We start from the raw sequence: 18,208 nt of genomic DNA, 5'->3' as shown, positions 1-18,208 counted from the left end.
TAGCCATTTCACTGCCTCCTTCGGCTTACTACCCCTGCGGAATCATCTGATCTACTCCCAAGAGAGGATGGAATACCCTGATCCCTTCACCATCAGCTGCACCCATATTGTTGCTATATGGCAACAGTGATTTGATTAAACCCCTATATATCAACAAATCCCTTTTGCGTAGCATACCTCCATCGCAACAGTTAAGGCTCAGGCCATCTTGTTGCCCCATGATTCAATCGGAGAAATGTTATGAAAAAGCTCGTTGTGATTACAGGTGCAAGTTCTGGTATTGGTGAAGCGATTGCCCGTCGTTTGAGTGATGAGGGACACCCTCTGCTGCTGCTGGCACGCCGCATTGAGCGCCTGCAAGCCATGGATCTGCCTAATACAATGTGTGAAAAGGTCGATGTGACCGATAAGGCCTCTTTTGAGCAGGCGATCGCTAAGGCCGAGGCCGAGTATGGCCCTGCCGATGCCATTGTGAATAATGCAGGCATGATGCTGCTGGGTCAGCTGGATACTCAAGATAGCGCTGAGTGGAAGACCATGTTTGATGTCAACGTTCTGGGTCTGATGAACGGGATGCAGGCGGTGCTTGCGCCAATGAAGGCCCGCAATACCGGGACCATCATCAACATTAGCTCGATTGCTGGTCGCAAGACCTTTGGAAACCATGCAGCCTATTGCGGAACCAAGTTCGCGGTGCATGCGATCTCAGAGAATGTACGTGAAGAGGTTGCTGCTTCCAATGTTCGCGTCATCACCATTGCACCGGGCGCCGTTGAGACTGAGCTGTTGTCTCACACCACCTCCAGTGAAATTCGCGATGGCTATGAAGAGTGGAAGGGCACCATGGGTGGGCCCCTGGTGGCTGACGATATCGCCCGCGCCGTGAGCTTCGCTTACCAGCAGCCACAGAATGTCTGCATTCGTGAAATCGTGCTGGCGGCAACTCGCCAGGAGCCTTAATCGGGCCCGGTTTCAGATAAAAAATGCGCCTCAGGGCGCATTTTTTTGGCCGGGATTCAAGGCATTAGCCCCGAAGGTTTTCAAAATAGCTTTTCATAAACTCTATCAGGGTTCGCAACCGGTTCGGCTGATATCGATCCCTGTGATAAAGGGCTGAAAATTCCACATCCGGGATCTCCCACTCTTTGAGTACTCGCCGCAATCTTCCCTGCTGGACCTCCTGCTGGCAGTAGATAAGCGGTACCCGGATGATCCCGTTTCCTGCCAAGGCTCCCAGCAGCATCACCCGGCCATTTTTACACTCAAGCTGCCCCCTGATCTGGGCATCGAAGCTTAGTTCCGGGGAGTGAATGTTTCGATAACTCCATTTTTTGACCGATCCGCTCAGACAGTGATGCTCACTAAGCTCTCTGGGATGCTCAGGATCGCCGTAGCGTTCGATATAGGCGGGGCTTGCCAGGGTAACCATGGTGAGATCCAGCAGTTTTCTGGCAATAAACCCTGCGTCTTCAAGTTTGCCCATCCGAAAGGCAAGATCGAACTCATCCTCAATCAGATCGATGCGGTGACTGCTAAAATCAAGGTTGATGTTGACATCCGGATACTCCTGCAAAAATTCACAGAGCATACCGGCGATCAGCTCCTCTCCCAGGTAACCCCCGACACAATTGATCCGAATCGTCCCTCGAACGGACCGGGTATCATCCACGGCGGCGATCAACGCCTGATCGATGCCATTGAGGGCTGCTTCACACTTTTCATAGAACTCCTGACCGGCCCGGGTCAGGCGCTGAGTACGGGTGGTGCGGACCAGCAGGGTGACCCCATCTGCTTTTCAAGATTGCTGATCTGCCGCGAGACATGGGAGCGGGATACCCCGAGTGTTTCAGCCGCCTTGGTAAAGTTACCTAACTCGGCGATCAACACGAAGGAGCGGATGTCGGCAAGGTTAATGGTGTTCAGCATATGTTGTTTTGATGATTGATTAGTCTCTTTTAAGAAACAGTATTTTATATTCATGTTTATATAGCAACAATAACCCGCCTTTAATCCGGTATAAAGTTGCTTCATCTTGCGGCTGGTTCTAATTATTTTCTTTGTGGTCAGGAGCGTGTCGGGATGATAAGGGGGCTCGTTAAGCTGGGTTAGGCTTACACTTGATGATAGATAATGAAGGTGCCGGCTTTTGGCTCGACACCTGTGAATCGGTTAGACCCTTTAGCAGCAGTCACAACCGCCGGTTGAGTGGGCCGGGCAGTCCGCGCCTCTTCCCAGATAAGTTTTGTTGGAAAGATAGAAGCTTGTGAAATTTTCTACGAAATCCTTTGAAACAGAACGGTCAGTGAGGCCGGTTGTTATAAGGGCTTGTTGCCACTTTTTCATTTTTGGGAAGCCTTCGAGCATATCAAAACAGGTATGCGATTGAATTATATGGGCACGGTGCAGTAATGGGAGCCAGGCAAGATCAACACGGCTAAGAGAATCACCGTTGAACAAGGGGCCTGCTTTGAATTGTGCTTCGGCTTTGGCGAAGGCGTGACTCAGCTTCTGGATCCGCTGAGTCAAGGTGATTTGGTCGGGGCTAGTCATGGCTGAGCACTGCATCAGATAATGTTTGGATCCAAGATAGCTCCATGCGCGCTCTAGTGCTCGATGCTCATTCGTTAGATTTTGCTGTAGCGGGCCATATTCATCCTCGATGTATTCAATGATGGCGTCAGACTCAAAGAGCGGGGTTGTGGATTCAGTGATCAGCAGTGGAACCTGGCCATTCGGTGAAATATCCAGGAACCACTGAGGCTTGCTGTTTAGGTCTATATATACAACTTCATAGGGGATCTGTTTGGCTTCCAGTGTTGCGGTTACTCGCTGGACGAAGGGGCAGATTTTAAAGCTAATAACTTTGAGCATCTTTTTCTCCTCGGTAATGTTTGGCTTGGTTATGCCTTTACCAGTAAGACGGATGTACAAAGAAAAAGACGAAGCAAAAGTGCATGCTTATAGGCATTTTTTTAACAGGAATCACAATCCCCTGATTTTGCTTCACAATCTATCAGGTTGCCGCTGCTGTCCAGTGACAGGTGACAGCAATCTTCAAATAGCTTTTTAAGATTGATGCGGCTTTTTTGAACCCGAGATTTCAAGGTGGAATAGCTGACTCCGAGCTGCTCGGCAATTAGTTTCTGGCTGTGTCCATCAAGATCGATGCGTTGAAGCAGGTACCCCTCTTGCTCAGGTAAGGCCTGTACGAATGGAGTAATACATCTAGCCAACTCCTGTTTAAGGTTATAGTCATCGTCTGTGAATAATATTTGTTCGTTGGTTAGACGATTATCTCGAGAGTGCTTACGGTAAAAGTCAATAATGGTGTGGTTAGCAAGCTGAAATAACCAGGCTTTGATGCTGTTCATCTCACGAACAGAGGAGAGGTTTTGGTAGGTTTTGATCAGGATTTCCTGGAGCAACTCGTCAACATCAGCATCATTGCTGACTTTAGAGTGTAGGAATGCCTTGAGCGCTTGTTGGTACTCTCCCCAGACTCGCTTGAGTAAAGCATTATTCGTTGGATCCATCGATACAGTTACCTCTTCCGCGAAGTTAAAAAGTGAAACAGGGAGCCCCCTAAGCTTATTGAAGGCGCTGTGAGCTTGCAATCGTTTCCCTGACCCACTCTAAGAGCTGCTTGAGAGCTTTCGATTGCAGCTGGTTTTGCCGCAGGATATAGCCCAGGCTGGTGGTGGGAAAATCAGGAAGTGCGGTGATCTCAGAGCTGAGATTGAGCTTAGAGTGCAGGGCGAAGTCAGGGACAATGGCGATGCCAAATCCAGCCTCTGCCCAATCAATCTGAGCATCCACACTGCCGACCTCCATCACCCGATATGAGCCGAGATTAAGGGTGGGGAGGGCTGAATCGATGAGATCCCGGGTGCGGGTATCATGACCGAGCAGGATCAGGGTGAGCTCAGTTTCGGGCTCTGAATTCGATGCGCAAGCAAGGCGTGGCGATCCCCCGCCGAGGGCGCACCAGTGGATCCTGTGTAGTTCGGTGAAGTGCAGGGGCTGGCTCTGTTTGTGAGCCATTACAAATCCGAGATCGGCTCGGGCACTCTTAACCAGCTCTGCGGCCTGGGCGGAGGTGGTATTGAACAGGGAGAGATCGATGCCCGGGTAATGTTGCCTGAAGCGTTGAAAGGGACCGATTAGCATCAGGCGGGAGATGATATCACTGGCGGCGATGCTCAGGGTTCCCTGGCTTAGATCCCCATAGCATTGAGATCCATTTGGCAGGTTTGCAGCTCCATCAGGGTTTTTTGAGCGCTCTGTAGCAAGCGTTCTCCGGCTTGAGTCAGGCTGAATGGCGAGCGCTCCAGCAGCTTGATCCGAGTCGCCTGCTCAAGCTGCTTGATATGCAGGGTGACATTCGGCTGGGTCATGTGCAGCTCAGTGGCAGCCTTGCCAAAATGCTGCACCCTTGCCAGGGTTACAAAGGTTTTAAGCCAGTGGATATCCAACATCCTGTACCTCTTCAGTTCGCCTGTTAAAGGCAGTTTCAATAATTGATCTCTAGGGACAGCTGTCGAGCTGTGCTCAAGCAGGCCCTCTGCATCAGGGGTGACGCGGTGGAGCTTCCATGGATGGATTCACGTCGCGTCGACGAGCACTTTCGACTGATGTCGCAGTACTGGGATCAGGCAGTCAGGTTATATGAAACTCTTATTAAACTAATAATAATAATTAATTTTTCATATCAAGCAAGGCGGCGTAGGATCATGGGCTTAGCTATGAGGAGATTAAATTATGTCGTCTATCGTTGTTGTGGGTGCTAACTGGGGTGATGAAGGCAAGGGCCGAATCGTGGACTATCTGGCGGGAGATGCCTCTGCAAGTGTCCGTTTTCAGGGAGGCAACAACGCCGGACATACTGTGGTCAATGAGTTTGGGACCTTTAAGCTGCATCAATTGCCAAGTGGCGTGTTTAATCCCGATTGTACCGCGATCTTGGGTCCCGGGATGGTGATCAGCCCTGAGCCTCTGACCCAGGAGCTTTCTGAGATCCGCAGCGCCGGAGTTGAGGTGAATATCTGTATCTCAGACCGGGCCACCCTCTGTTTACCTCTGCATGCCCTGGAAGATACTCTCGAAGAGGAGCGTCTGGGAGAGGGAGCTTATGGCTCAACCCGTCAGGGGATCGCGCCTGCCTATGGCGACCGGGTGATGAAAAAGGGGATCCTGGTGGGCTGGCTGAAGCAACCCGAGGTCCTGCTTGAGCGCATTCAGTTCATGCTGGACTGGAAGCTGCCCCAGCTCAAGGCGCTTTATCCATCGTTTGAGTTTAGCCAAAGTGCCCGGGAGATGACCGACTGGCTGTTGGAGGTTTCAGCGCCCTGGCGCGATGCGATCTGTAATGTCTCTGAGCCCCTCAAGGCTTTACGCTCTGAGGGTAAAAACATGCTGTTTGAAGCCCAACTAGGTGCCGGACGGGATCTGGTGTTTGGGGAGTACCCCTGGACGACCTCCTCCAATGTCACCTCGGCTTACGCTGGCATCGGCAGTGGCCTGCCGGCACTGCGCCCGGAGCGGGTGATCGCGGTGGCTAAATCCTTTAGCTCATCTGTAGGGACCGGAACTCTCATCACCGCCATGGAAGAGCAGGACAATTTCCGTGAGGCCTCTAACGAATATGGTGCCGTGACCGGACGCCCCCGTGATATGGGGTATTTTGATGCGGTTGCGACCCGTAACGGGGTGGAGCTGCAGGCGGCGACCGAGATCGCATTGACTAAGATTGATTGCCTGAGCGGGATGCGCGATCTGAAGATCTGTACCGCCTACGCCGGAGAGCATAGTGAAAACCCGATCTGGCCACAGACGGCGACTCTGGCTCCCGTCTATGAGGCCCTGGAGGGCTGGGATGAGGATATTAGCGGATGCCGTACCTTCGAGAGCCTGCCGGCGGCAGCGCAAAACTATGTGCTGCGAATCGAAGAGCTGATGGGAGTTCCCGTGAGCATGGTCTCTGTGGGGCCCGAGCGCGAGCAGATGATCCTGCGCTAATCCTCTCGAATACCAAGAAAAGCAGCGCTATGGCGCTGCTTTTTCGTATCTGCTCTCCTCCACTTCAGTTGGCCATACTGAAATCAAACAACTCAAAATCGAACGGCCGATCATAGTCTTTCCCGCTGATTTGCATCTTGAACGCCACCCCTGAAAAGATTCTTTACAAAGTATTGAGTCCAAAAAAAGAAGGGACTCCTCTTTTTTAAAAAACTTAAAATTTCTTGATGGTAAGATCTTTACTCCACCAATGGAGGAGTAATATGACAGGGAAGTTTCTAAAGGAAATATTCAGAATAAATAAAGCGCAGGGGCTTGATGATGAGACTGAGAAGCTGGCGAGATATGCATTAATCTGTGCCATGCTAGGCTATCTCATGTATTGATTCACCATAGGTTTGAGCCCTAAGTATAGGAGCGCCCGGGGCCAGACCCGGGCGTATATCCTGATTTTCTAATACTCACTGAGTGGCATCATCTGATCACAAAATATCTCAGAGCTCTTTAATCTAAAGACCCCTTCAGGAGATGGTTGTAACACAAGGGTGTGTCGCAACCATGGATTTTAGATCCCGATCCGCTGATTAAGCATCCGGTAATAGGGATCGCTCTGCAGAAGCTCCTGATGGGATCCCTGACAGCGGATGGTACCGGCCTCCATCAGGCAGATCCTATCTAATGACTCCAGTGCTGCCAGCCTGTGAGTGATCATCAGCAAAGTTTTGTGGGTTGAAAGAGACAAAAGCTGTTGCAGAATGCTCTGCTCGGTACTGGCGTCCAGTCCTTCCGTCGGCTCGTCGAGCAGTAATAGCGGCGCCTGATGGAGCAGAGCACGGGCGATGCCAAGGCGGCGCTTCTCGCCACCTGAAAGCTGACGTCCTCCCTCACCAATCCAGTTATTGAGAGCAAACTTACCCTCAGCAAGGTAACCCAGCTCCATCTGCTCAAGGGCCTCGAGCAGCTGCTGGTCGCTAGCCTGTGGGTTTGCCAGCAGCAGGTTATCTTTGAGCGTGCCACTAAAGATATGAACCTGCTGGGTTACCACCGCCATTGATTGACGAAGTGAGGCTTCATCGAACTGCTCAAGAGGGTGATTATCCAACATGATGCTACCCTGGCTGGCCTGGAGCTCACGGGTGATGAGACTGAGCAAAGTGGATTTACCACAACCCGTTTTTCCCAGCAGGGCCACCTTTTCACCGGCCGCAATCTTGAGGTTAAAGTTATTCAGTACCCTATCATCTGAGTCATAGGAAAACTGCAGCTCCTGTATATTCAACTGACCATGGCTGGCCTTGGTATTGCTGCGATCCGGGAAAGTGACCTCAGGTGCGCTTTCAAGCACCTGATTGAGTCTGCGAGCTGAGCTGATACTGGTAGACAGGTGCTGGAATGCATTGGCTAGTGGCATCAGGGCTTCAAAAGAGGCGAGGGTCAGGAACACCACCATCGCCAGCATGGGGCCAGGGGGAGTATGAGAGCCAATCCCATCGGCGGCCAGCCACAGTATCAGCAGCGTTGACCAGCCACTGACCAGAACAATCAGGGCGTTGGCAATTCCTGTCAGGTGAGCCATAGCGTGCTGAGCACGGATCAGCTGGGCCTCATGCAGGTTGATCTGCTGACGATAATGGCGATCGCCACCGAACAGCAGTAGTTCTGCCTGCCCCTGCAGGTAATCCAGCAGGGCGATCCTCAGAGTTAGTTTACGAGCCGCAACTGCTTGTCCCGGAGCCCGTCCCAGCTTGTAGAACACCAGAGGCATGGCGATTAGCATCGTCAGCATAATCACTCCGAGAACCACTGCAAGGGATGAGGAGAAGTACCCCAGAAAGGCGGTCACGGCCATGCTGATAAACAGGGCGGCAAAAAGAGGGGTCAGCAGGCGCAGGTAGACATGATCCAGGGCGTCAATATCGGCGACCAGCCGGTTCAGCAGATCGGCCTGACGATAGTTCTGTAGTGCGTTGGGGGAGAGGGGCTCTATCTTCTCCCAGAACCAGCAGCGAAGGCGGCTGAGAATGCGGAAGGTCGCATCATGGGTGACCACCCGCTCGGCCCAGCGAAAGAAGGTCCGGGTAATAGCAAAACCCCGGACACCACCGGCTGGTGTCATATAGTTAAAACTGGTCAGGGCCAGTGCACCAAAGGTGATCCCGGCCACTGCGGAGGCCGAGAGAAACCATCCGGAAATGGCTAACAAGCCAATTCCTGCAAACAAGGTTGCGATGGCGAGGATCAAGCCCGCCAACAACATCAGCCAGTGGCGCCGAAAAAGCTTGAGGTAGGGCCATAAATCACTCATCTAATGATCTCCCGTCGCGCTGTTGCAACATGTCATGAAAGACACCTTTTTGTTCACTGAGCTCTTCGAAAGAGCCACTTTCAACCAGTTTGCCCTGGGAGAGCACCAGGATCTTATCTTGCTGCTGAAGCTGCTCGATGCGATGGGTCACCATGATGATGGTCCGCCCTTTGCTATGGCGCTGTAGTGCCTGGGTGATCTGTTGCTCATTGGTTCTATCCAGACTCGCGGTTGGCTCATCCAGTAGTAGCAAACAAGAGGGTTTGAGGAGCATTCGCGCCAGGGCGAGCCGCTGCGCCTGTCCGACAGACAGGCCATGGCCTCCCTCGCCGACAGGAAAGTCCAGCTGCCGGGGCTTTTGCTCAACAAACTCCCGTGCCTGGGTCTCTTCAAGGGCCTGCCAGAGCTGCTCTTGAGTGAGCTCTGGATTTCCGAGTCTCAGGTTATCGGCAACACTACCACTGAATAATTGCGGATTTTGACCAAGCCAGCCCAGTTGCAGGCGCAAGCTTTCAGGATCAAGAGTCTTGAGCTCCTGACCATTGATGGTCAGGGATCCCCGGTAGGGGGTAAAACCCAGCAGACAGTTAATGAGTGAGCTCTTACCTGCGCCGGAGCGTCCGACCACGGCGACCTGTTGGCCCGCTTTGACTTCAAAACTGACCGGCCCGGCCAGAGTTACCCCTTCGGCGCTAAGAACCTCCAGATCACTGGCGGTGATCTCAATGGTGTTGCTCTCCTTCAGAGCGTTTTTGCCACAGGGAGGCTGTTTAGACTCGAGATGCAGGAAGTCATAGATGGTTTCGGCAGCGCCGATCGCCTGGGCCTTGGCGTGATACTGAGATCCCAGCTCCCGCAAGGGTAAGAAATACTCCGGGGCCAGAAACAGTACAAAAAGCCCGGTCAACAGGGATACGGTAGCGCCATAGCTCCCATAATGGTAAAAGCCCAGATAGTTGAAGCCAAAATAGACGGCGACCAGGGCGATAGAGACGGAGGCGAAAAACTCAAGGACGGCGCTGTTGAGAAAGGCAAGTCGCAACACCGCCATGGTACGGTGGCGAAAGTGTTCGGAAGCCTCCTCGATCTCACGGCGCTCGGCTTGGCCACGATTAAATAGCTTAAGGGTTCGAAACCCTTTGAGCCGGTCCAGAAAGTGGGCCGATAGCCTCGATAGAGCCTGAAAGTTTTTACGGTTGGCATCGGCGGCGCCCATGCCGATCAGGATCATGAAAATGGGGATCAGCGGTGCGGTGATCAGTAGTAGCAGGCCACTGGCCCAGTTTATTGGGAACACAGCAACCAGAATGATCAGTGGCAGATACATGGCGATTTTGGTTTGGGGAATATATTTGGCAAAAAACTCATGCATCTCTTCGATCTGCTCAAGGAGCATGCTGCTCCAGCTTCCCGCGGGTTTACCCTGAATAAAGGCGGGCCCGAGTTTTTGCAGATGAACCAGCAGCTGGTCCCGGATACTGGAGCGAATTTCGGATGCGGCCCGAAAGCCGCAAATCTCTTTGCCCCAATTACATAGGGCCCGGGCGACAAACAAGATGATCAGGGCGATAAAGGGAGTGAGTAATTCCGCCTTAGCCTGTTGATGGATGATGATAGCTGAGATGATATGGGCGAGTAGGGCTGCCTGCCCGACCAGTAACAGGCCGTTGGCTATGCCCAGTCCGACCGCAACTCTTAACCAGCGTTTACTGCGTCCGGTTTGTTGCCTGAGCCAGCGCTGGATCAGCTTTTCTCGAGTCTTATTCATGGGGTGAGGCTCCTAGGCTCTGTTGAGATAACGGACTTGGTTCTGCAGTTGACAATTTTCTCGACCAGCAAGGCAGAAGATGAGTGGTGTAGTGACTCTACATGAGCATCTGATAACGCCGCTGGGTGGGAAAATTGCCACTGCCCTGCGGGTTGCGCCTGAAAAAGCCCTGTTCATTGTTGCTCACCACTCATTTAGAGCAACTAAACTTCAAGATTCGCGCCGCGAACAGAGTATTTTCAGGGGCAACAGGTTCAAAATCAGTTACGTCAACAGAGCCTCGCATAATGCCCCTTGGAGAGATATCTGGCGAACGTTACCCATCATCGTCGTGAAACGCAAGTAGATGAGAATGATTATTATGAAACACCTGGTCGGGAACTGTGCAAATCGGTTGCGGCGTGAGCGGTTGAACTCAAATGGCTAATTTTGTGAGCCTGTTGCATTGATTCTCAGGAAAAACACGATATATTAACTTTCAGCCAACGAGGCGGGTGTAGTTCAATGGTAGAACTTTAGCTTCCCAAGCTAATAACGTGGGTTCGATTCCCATCACCCGCTCCAAGTCTAGATGCGGGCATCGTATAATGGCTATTACCTCAGCCTTCCAAGCTGATGATGCGGGTTCGATTCCCGCTGCCCGCTCCAACTCCTGCTTTCCCTGCTCTCTTAAAACACTCATGTGAGTGATCATCCCGAGCCCAATAGTCCCATGTTGCTTTTTTCATCTCGGTTACTGAATCGAGCGGTATGGCTCTGAACCTGGATATCCCAGTCGTCAAATGAGCGTTAGAAGAGTGGCTTGGATGTTAATACGGGTGGGGGAGTACAAACAGAAGAGGCAGCCTGGGCTGCCTCTTAGGGAAGATTATTCCTGATCAAGATCGCCGCAGAAGCGATAGCCTTCGCCATGGATGGTGGCGATGATCTCCGGAGTATCGGCAATGCTCTCAAAGTGCTTGCGGATCCGGCGAATGGTTACATCGACTGTTCTGTCGTGAGGCTTCAGCTCACGGCCTGTCATCTTCTTGAGCAGTTCGGCGCGAGTCTGGATCTGACCCGGGTGCTCACAGAAGTGAAGCAGGGCACGGAATTCACTGCGTGGCAGCTTGAAGCTTTCACCCGTGGGGCTGACCAGAGAGCGGCTGTTGATCTCCAGAATCCAGCCGTTGAAGCTGTAGCGCTCGACCGCTTTTTTATCTTCCTGAACGGCTGCATTCATGGTGCGGCTCAGAAGGTTACGTGCCCGAATAGTCAGCTCACGAGGGTTAAATGGCTTGGTGATATAGTCATCTGCTCCGATCTCAAGGCCGAGGATCTTATCGACTTCATTATCACGACCAGTCAGAAACATTAGGGCCACATTGTGTTGCTCACGCAACTCTCTTGCCAGCAACAGGCCATTTTTACCTGGCAGATTGATATCCATGATCACCAGATTGACTGGATTCTGTGACAGGATTTGGTACATCTCATCGCCGTCCGTCGCTTCAGATACGGCGTATCCTTCAGCTTCGAAAATACTTTTGAGTGTGTTGCGAGTAACCAATTCGTCTTCAACGATCAGGATTTGTGGTGTTTGCATGTATCTACCCAGAGTTAACCTTATCTTTGTATCTATATAGTGGACTGTGTGGTTTTTTACCTTACGGCTCCTGAAATTAAACAACACCACCCTGTGCCGAAAACCGTACCAGTCACTCAGCCATAGTCGAAAAAGTAGTCTTAAATCCTTGAAATAAAAGTAAAAAATCAGCTTTCACTGGTGATGTTACTCGCCTTACCGATCTTTTACCGGATGGATATCCTTTTCAGATAGGGGGCATTCTATGCATTTAACAGATGGATAACAACAGGGTGTGGGATCAGAAACAAAATTTCTGAGCGATATTTGATATAAATCAATATGCAGGAGGAACTGTATGATCTGCACTCATCCCTTGACCGGTAAGGGATAGAGGGGGATCTGCTGCTGATTTTATGAAAGATTATTTCTTTAAAGCACGAGGATTCGATTGAGTGCGACATTAAATGACGCGATTTTGGTTGAGCAATTTAGCAACAAAAGATAGTGTCATCCGGGCAAAATCTTAGAGTAATCTTTTATAATTTATGGCAAAACTAGAGCAATATTGGGGCTCTGCTGTTGCAAATTTACATCCGGTATTTTGAGTTTTTGGCCCATACTGGAGGAGGAAATGCGTAATCAAGCGTGTTTTGGAGATAATCATTCACTCTGGAAGCTATATCAGGAGATCTTCTTTATCTTCCCTGAGCCCTATCCTGAATCCATTCATTTTGCGATTATTACCGCCTGTAATCCGGATGGGATGTTACTGGATGCCCGGAGTAACCAACAGCGAGACCGGGAGCTGGTATCCTTCATCGAACGCCGGGGTTGGGATTCGCGAGTGTTGTGGGGTTGTGCCCGGGATCTGAACCATTATGAGCTCAGTCATGGGATCTGCTGCTCCCGGGAAGAAGCGATTCGCTTGGCTCGTACTTTTAATCAAAAAGCATTTTATTGGTGTACCCAGGGGGAGTTATGGCTGGAGACGGCGACCATGGAGCCTCATGAGGCAATTCACCTGACCCTCCTGGGGGAGCGGCTGCTGCCGATGCCGGCGGACTGGGGGCACAGGGTCAGCCATAGCCAGCAGATTTCACAGCTGCAGACTCCTATCGGGAAAACCCGCGAGCCGGACTGAGATTTTCTACTCTGCGCAATCCACCTGGGTGGCGGCCGTACCCGAGATCAGCGGAGAAAACCACAATGCCAACCTATGTTGTGGGGTTGTTTCCGGCAGTTGTGGGTTCTCCAGGTTAAAGATCCGTCGCTGGGTGATCCGCAGAATGTGTAGCATATGGCCATAGTACTGCTGGAACAACCGATTCAGGCTTCCATCCTTGATCATGATCTCCAGACCCTTTTGTAATCGCTCGGCACGCAGCTTATCTTCCTTGTTCACAAAGAAGTAGTAGGCAAAGGGGTAGTGAATGAGCAGTGAGGACTCGATGGCCAGGTTGGGATACTTGTTCTTCCAGAATCGATACTCTCCCATGATCTCTGTGGCTCCCAGGGGCAGCATGGAAAAGCGCTTATCACTCAGCATCTCAATAAGTTTGGGATAGACAGGATTGGTAACCACCTTGAAGTGGTTCGCTTCATAAATACTGACATCGCCCCAGTGCTCTCCCTGGCCAACGCTGAAATCTCTGAGTTGGCACAGAGAGTGGACCTGGGACAGTCTGCTCTGCATCGATTTATCAATCAGGGCGATGCGATATCCCAGGAGTCCCCGATACAGTGGGATAGAAATGGGGCGCATCTCTTTCTCTTTTTGATAGGAGGTTGAGGTCCAGATCACGTTAAGGCCACCGTGAGGGTGATTGATCTCCTGAAGGTAGCGTCCCTCATACATCACCTTCTGTGATGGGAGCACCTCTCCCGGGCCATAGATAGATTCTGTTTTGGCAACGGCCATCTTGAGCAGCTGGATCATATAAGCGTGGCGCTGGTTATCAGGCTGATTGGGATAGATAAACTTCTCAACCTCAACTGCCAGTGTGGTGGATGAGAAAAGAAGAAGGGCTAGCAGGCAGAGTTTTTTCATAGGTCGTGTAACAGTCAGGAGCGATCTTATCTGAAAGTTTAGTGAATCCTCACCAAATTGCGTTAACCCTTGTTTGCTTTTCAACCCGGGGAGGAGGCTTGGTTCGGGCTAACATTGATCCGAGTGAACCAGGCTGGGTGAGATAAGGGGCTTAAACCATAGCGACAGACGGTGCAGTGGCGTCGAGGGAGGAAGCTCCGGGTTGCTCAGCTCAAACAGGCGTCGCTGATTGAGCTTGAGGGTTTCTAAGTCCCGGGCATAGTGCTTCTCAAAGAGTTGATCAAAGCTGCCATCGTTCAGCATCGTCTCCAGCCCTGCGGCGAGGCGAGCAGCCATCTGCTGTTCCTTTTTATTGACAAAGAAGTAGTAGGCAAATGGGTAATGGATAAGCAGGGAGGACTCTATCACCAGGTGCGGATACCTTTGTTGCCAGTAGCTTTGCTCGGTGATGATCTCGGTGATCCCAAGAGGTAACAGGTCAAAGCGATGACGACTGAGCATCTGCACCAGATTGTGGTAGATGGGGGTGGTCGTGACCTTAAAACCATTCTCCTGATAGATGGCTACATCTCCCCAATGGGCGCCCTGTCCGATGCGCAGTTCACGCAGCATGCAGAGGGAGTCGATATTGGTCAATTTTGCCTGGGAGCTGCGATCGATCAGGGGAATACGGTATCCCAGCAGTCCCCTGTATAGTGGAATCCTGACCGGGAGCATCTGCTGCTCTTTATCAAAGGAGGTCGAGGTCCAGATGACGGTGACATCACCTTTGTTGCTCAGAAGTGATTTGATATAACGCCCCTCAAACATCGGCTTCTTGGAGGGAAGTACCGAGGCGGCACCATAGTTGGCGGTCGTTTTATCAATGGCCAGCTTAAGAAGCTCAATCAGATAAGCATGGCGCTGGTTATCCGGCTGCCTGGGATAGATAAATTGCTGTGCAGCCTTGGTCGAAAAAATTGGAAGGAGCAGGATCAGCAGTATCAAGTGCCAGAGATATCGCATGACATAAACCTTCACTCAGGGATTATATAAAGTGTAGTGAGTCTTCCTGATGCGGGGAAATGGCTTGCGAGTCGCAGATTCTATTGAACACCTATAGCTGCATTCAAACTTACTGCGGGTTTTGTACTAGCTTTAGATTAGAAGCCATCTATTTTTGACAAGGAACCGGGTTATGGCTGTACCCGAGTCAGACTATTGGCATGCCCTGCCTGAGTCTGAGGTCCTCTCCAAGGTTGAAAGCTCTGAGTTGGGGCTCAGTGAGTCTCAGGCGTCCGAGCGCCTGCAGCGCGATGGCTATAATCGACTCAACCCCGCCTCCAAAAGACCCTGGCTACTTCGCTTTGCTCAGCAGTTTCACAACCTTTTGATCTATGTCCTGCTGGTGGCCGCGATAGTTACTTCTATTGTGGGTCACTGGGTTGATACCAGCGTTATTATCGCGGTCGTGGTTATCAACGCCCTGATCGGGGTGGTTCAGGAGGGAAAGGCTGAGAAGGCCCTGGAGGCGATTCGTGACATGCTCTCCCATCAGGCGATGGCCAAACGAGATGGAAGTTTCAATTCAATTAATGCCGATGAGCTGGTGTTAGGGGACTGGGTTCGCTTGCAGCCGGGGGATAAGGTCCCTGCTGATATTCGCCTGTTTCGTACTCATAACCTGCAATGTGACGAGGCTCTGTTGACCGGTGAATCCCTACCCGTAGATAAACATCCGGGCTTTGTGGCGCGGGAGCTCTCTTTAGGGGATCGCACCTGCATGCTTTATTCAGGGGCTCTCATCACCCGGGGCCAGGGGGAGGGGGTGGTGGTCGCAACAGGCGAAGCAACCGAGCTTGGACGGATCAGTGCCCTGTTAAAGAGTGTATCAACCCTCATTACTCCGCTTCTTCGGCAGTTGGAGCAGTTTGCCCGCTGGCTGACTGTTGGGATCCTGGCTCTGGCTCTGGTGATGTTTGTATTTGGCTGGGTTGTTCGTGAGTACGGGATTTTGGATCTCTTTCTGGCCGCGGTGGGATTGGCGGTGGCGGCAATCCCTGAGGGGCTACCGGCAATCATGACAATCACCCTTGCGATCGGGGTGCAACATATGGCCCGGCGTGAGGCGATCATCCGTCGTTTACCTGCGGTCGAGACCCTGGGTTCTGTGACGGTGATCTGTTCAGATAAGACGGGAACCCTCACCCGAAATGAGATGACGGCAAGAGCTCTGGTAACCCGGCAGCATCTGATTGAGATCACTGGTAGTGGTTATGATCTGCATGGCGTCGTCCAGTCTGCTGCGGGCATTGAGCTTGAGCTTGAGAGTGAGCCCTGGCTTGGAAAGTTACTGCGGGTTGGGGTGCTATGTAATGATACCGTGATGCTGCCCGGTGCTGAGGGGAAGGCTCCTCAGGGCGATCCCATGGAGGCTGCCTTGATGGTCTTGGCCTATAAGTCGGGTCTGGATGTTGGGTTGGAGCTTCAGGAGTGGCAGCGTCTTGATCTCATTCCCTTTGAGTCTCAGCATCGGCTGATGGCCACCCTGGAGCATAATCACAGTGGTCAGAGGCAGATCTCGGTGAAGGGGGCACCGGAGAGCCTGTTAGATCTCTGTACCCGGCAGGCGATCGGGGAGCAGACCGAGCCCCTCAACCGGGAGTATTGGGAGGAGCAACTGGAATTACTGGCTTGCCAGGGAATGCGGGTACTCGCCGTGGCGCACTCAGAAGTCTCTGAGTTGGTCACCTCGTTGCATCATGAAGATCTTCAGCAGGGGCTGGTTTTTCTGGGATTGATCGGGTTTATTGACCCGCCTCGTAGCGAGGCGATTCATGCGGTGCGCCTGTGTCAGCAGGCAGGGATCAGTGTCAAGATGATTACCGGCGATCATCTGGAGACGGCCAAGGCGATTGGCAGAATGCTTGGAATGAGCCATTGTGAGGCTGCGCTTTCGGGCTCAGAGCTGGAGGCCCTGAGCCCGGAGGAGCTCCAGCTCAAGGTGCAGCAGGTTGATATCTTTGCCCGGACCAGCCCCGAGCACAAGCTGAGACTGGTTGAAGCGCTGCAGGCCAAAGGTGAAGTGGTGGCCATGACAGGGGATGGGGTGAATGATGCGCCGGCCCTCAAGCGGGCAGATGTTGGGATCGCGATGGGAATCAAAGGGACTGAGGTGACCAAGGAAGCGGCAGAGATGGTTTTGACGGATGATAACTTTGCCTCAATTGAGCATGCGATTGAGCAGGGGCGAACCGTCTACGATAACCTTAAGAAGGCGATTCTGTTTATTCTGCCTACCAATGGTGCTCAGGCTTTGAGTATCATGGCTGCGGTTGTGTTAGGACGCCAGCTGCCGATTACTCCGGTACAGATCTTGTGGGTGAACATGGTCACGGCTGTGACTCTTGCTCTGGCTCTGGCCTTTGAGCCTTCAGAGTCTAAAATCATGGAGCGCCCTCCGAGACCTGCTCAGGAGCCTCTGCTGTCCGGTTTCCTGCTATGGCGGATCCTGCTGGTGTCTATCATCCTGGTGAGCGGAACCTTTGGCTTGTTTGTCTGGTATCGAATCGAGGGGGCTGAGATTGAGCTGGCACGCACTGTCGCGGTCAATACCCTGGTCACTTTTGAGATTTTTTATCTGTTTAATGCACGCTACTTCCTGCAATGCTCTTTGAGCTATCAGGGATTTTTTGAGAACCGTTATGCCCTGCTTGCCTGTGGACTGCTGATCCTGCTGCAGCTTCTTTTCACCTACAGCTTACCCATGCAGCAGATGTTTGACACCCGTCCTCTCGACTGGGTTGATTGGGGCAGGATCCTGATCATCACCTCTTCCGTGCTTTGGCTGGTGGAGCTCGAGAAGGCTCTGCTGCGTCACTTCTTCAAAAATTAAATCCAACTCCAAGGCTGAGCTGGTTACTCTGACTCTCAGTCGTGAGCAGATCATAGCTGGCTTTCAGTGAGAGCCGCTCGTTGAGCTTGTAGCGGCCAGCCAGCCCCAGCTGTAGATCCTGAAGATCGCTATTACTCCAGCTGATCTGCCGTAGCTGGGTCGACACCTCCCAGGAGTGCGAGGGCTGATAGCTCAACCCTGTGGACATGTTGTAACCCTGGATGGTTAGTGGCTCACTGGCTTGCTGAGGCTGGGTAAAGCCTGCCTCCACAAAGACTGAAAGTTTGTTGTTCAGTTTTCCCTGGTATCCACCGTTGATTAACCACAGATCAAAAGGTTTGCTATTGTCAGTGCTTGGTGGCTGGTAGAGGGCCGCAGAATAGCTGGAGAGATACCAGTTATCTTTTACCGGACTGGCGCTGGCATCATTATTGTTAATCAGTAGCGTCGGTGCCGAGGGCTGGGCATGAATGGGAAGGCAATACAGAGCCAGGCTGCAGAGGGCCGCAGTCGGGATAAAGCCAAAATTGTGAGTTCCTTTCACCATTGGCAAGCTCCTGTATGAGATCCAATCATGGCATACAATGGGGCACAGTAAAGAGATCTATTTGCAAAAAACGCTCACAAATTTA

Annotated in this window: 14 protein-coding genes, 2 tRNA genes and 1 pseudogene; 6 read left to right on the top strand and 11 right to left on the bottom strand. The window is 51.9% G+C overall.

Annotated elements, in window-relative coordinates; genetic code table 11:
- Window positions 1-240: 240 nt before the first annotated feature.
- Window positions 241-960: an SDR family oxidoreductase gene (locus DB847_RS17050; protein ID WP_108651780.1), complete on the top strand. Its 720-nt coding sequence runs from the start codon at window positions 241-243 to the stop codon at window positions 958-960.
- A gap of 64 nt (window positions 961-1,024) precedes the next feature.
- On the opposite strand, the gene DB847_RS17045 is transcribed toward DB847_RS17050, so the two are convergent.
- From DB847_RS17045 to DB847_RS17030, 5 genes and pseudogenes are all read right to left on the bottom strand, one after another.
- The gene (locus DB847_RS17045; RefSeq protein WP_199911604.1) at window positions 1,025-1,669 is read right to left on the bottom strand and encodes a substrate binding domain-containing protein; all 645 of its coding nucleotides are present in this window, start codon (window positions 1,667-1,669) and stop codon (window positions 1,025-1,027) included.
- A 74-nt stretch (window positions 1,670-1,743) separates the two neighbouring features.
- Window positions 1,744-1,926, bottom strand: coding sequence for a helix-turn-helix domain-containing protein (locus tag DB847_RS25130; protein WP_199911603.1), 183 nt, complete (start codon window positions 1,924-1,926; stop codon window positions 1,744-1,746).
- A gap of 252 nt (window positions 1,927-2,178) precedes the next feature.
- On the bottom strand, window positions 2,179-2,871 hold the full coding sequence (locus DB847_RS17040; RefSeq protein ID WP_108651779.1) for a glutathione S-transferase family protein: 693 nt from the start codon (window positions 2,869-2,871) through the stop codon (window positions 2,179-2,181).
- Between the two features lie 101 nt (window positions 2,872-2,972).
- Window positions 2,973-3,533, bottom strand: coding sequence for an RNA polymerase sigma factor SigZ (gene sigZ, locus DB847_RS17035; protein ID WP_108651778.1), 561 nt, complete (start codon window positions 3,531-3,533; stop codon window positions 2,973-2,975).
- Between the two features lie 55 nt (window positions 3,534-3,588).
- Window positions 3,589-4,475, bottom strand: a pseudogene (locus tag DB847_RS17030) (LysR family transcriptional regulator).
- A gap of 283 nt (window positions 4,476-4,758) precedes the next feature.
- Here DB847_RS17030 and DB847_RS17025 point away from each other — a divergent pair.
- Entirely contained in the window at window positions 4,759-6,015 is a 1,257-nt protein-coding gene (locus tag DB847_RS17025) for an adenylosuccinate synthetase (protein ID WP_108651777.1), read from the top strand.
- Window positions 6,016-6,580: 565 nt separating this feature from the next.
- Here the strand turns inward: DB847_RS17025 and cydC are convergent.
- Window positions 6,581-8,320, bottom strand: a complete 1,740-nt coding sequence (gene cydC, locus DB847_RS17020) for a heme ABC transporter ATP-binding protein/permease CydC (RefSeq protein WP_108651776.1) — start codon at window positions 8,318-8,320, stop codon at window positions 6,581-6,583.
- Entirely contained in the window at window positions 8,313-10,088 is a 1,776-nt protein-coding gene (gene cydD / locus DB847_RS17015; protein ID WP_108651775.1) for a heme ABC transporter permease/ATP-binding protein CydD, read from the bottom strand. The genes cydC and cydD overlap by 8 nt, the downstream gene beginning before the upstream one ends.
- A 490-nt stretch (window positions 10,089-10,578) precedes the next feature.
- On the opposite strand from cydD, the gene DB847_RS17005 reads away from it, so the two are divergent.
- Together DB847_RS17005 and DB847_RS17000 are read left to right on the top strand one after the other, a co-directional pair.
- A tRNA-Gly gene (locus tag DB847_RS17005) sits at window positions 10,579-10,652 on the top strand.
- Between the two features lie 9 nt (window positions 10,653-10,661).
- Window positions 10,662-10,736 (top strand) — tRNA-Gly (locus tag DB847_RS17000).
- Between the two features lie 220 nt (window positions 10,737-10,956).
- Here DB847_RS17000 and arcA read toward each other — a convergent pair.
- The gene (gene arcA / locus DB847_RS16995; RefSeq protein ID WP_108651773.1) at window positions 10,957-11,673 is read right to left on the bottom strand and encodes a two-component system response regulator ArcA; all 717 of its coding nucleotides are present in this window, start codon (window positions 11,671-11,673) and stop codon (window positions 10,957-10,959) included.
- A gap of 613 nt (window positions 11,674-12,286) precedes the next feature.
- Between arcA and DB847_RS16990 the strand changes: the two genes are divergently transcribed.
- Window positions 12,287-12,796: a DUF3293 domain-containing protein gene (locus DB847_RS16990; RefSeq protein WP_108651772.1), complete on the top strand. Its 510-nt coding sequence runs from the start codon at window positions 12,287-12,289 to the stop codon at window positions 12,794-12,796.
- A gap of 6 nt (window positions 12,797-12,802) precedes the next feature.
- On the opposite strand, the gene DB847_RS16985 is transcribed toward DB847_RS16990, so the two are convergent.
- Together DB847_RS16985 and DB847_RS16980 are read right to left on the bottom strand one after the other, a co-directional pair.
- Entirely contained in the window at window positions 12,803-13,702 is a 900-nt protein-coding gene (locus DB847_RS16985) for a type 2 periplasmic-binding domain-containing protein (RefSeq protein ID WP_108651771.1), read from the bottom strand.
- Window positions 13,703-13,810: 108 nt separating this feature from the next.
- The gene (locus DB847_RS16980) at window positions 13,811-14,707 is read right to left on the bottom strand and encodes a type 2 periplasmic-binding domain-containing protein (protein WP_159084702.1); all 897 of its coding nucleotides are present in this window, start codon (window positions 14,705-14,707) and stop codon (window positions 13,811-13,813) included.
- A 172-nt stretch (window positions 14,708-14,879) separates the two neighbouring features.
- Here DB847_RS16980 and DB847_RS16975 point away from each other — a divergent pair, with 172 nt between their 5' ends.
- Window positions 14,880-17,576, top strand: a complete 2,697-nt coding sequence (locus DB847_RS16975) for a cation-transporting P-type ATPase (RefSeq protein ID WP_108651769.1) — start codon at window positions 14,880-14,882, stop codon at window positions 17,574-17,576.
- Here DB847_RS16975 and DB847_RS16970 read toward each other — a convergent pair.
- Complete coding sequence (locus tag DB847_RS16970) at window positions 17,566-18,123, bottom strand: hypothetical protein (protein ID WP_108651768.1); 558 nt, start codon at window positions 18,121-18,123, stop codon at window positions 17,566-17,568. The two genes, DB847_RS16975 and DB847_RS16970, sit on opposite strands and share 11 nt — an antisense overlap.
- Window positions 18,124-18,208 lie beyond the last annotated feature (85 nt).

The sequence above is a fragment of the Dongshaea marina genome, assembly GCF_003072645.1.
GTDB classification, from domain to species: domain Bacteria; phylum Pseudomonadota; class Gammaproteobacteria; order Enterobacterales; family Aeromonadaceae; genus Dongshaea; species Dongshaea marina.
The sequence above is the reverse complement of the archived record's forward strand: the minus strand, read 5'-3'. Positions and strand labels throughout refer to the sequence as shown.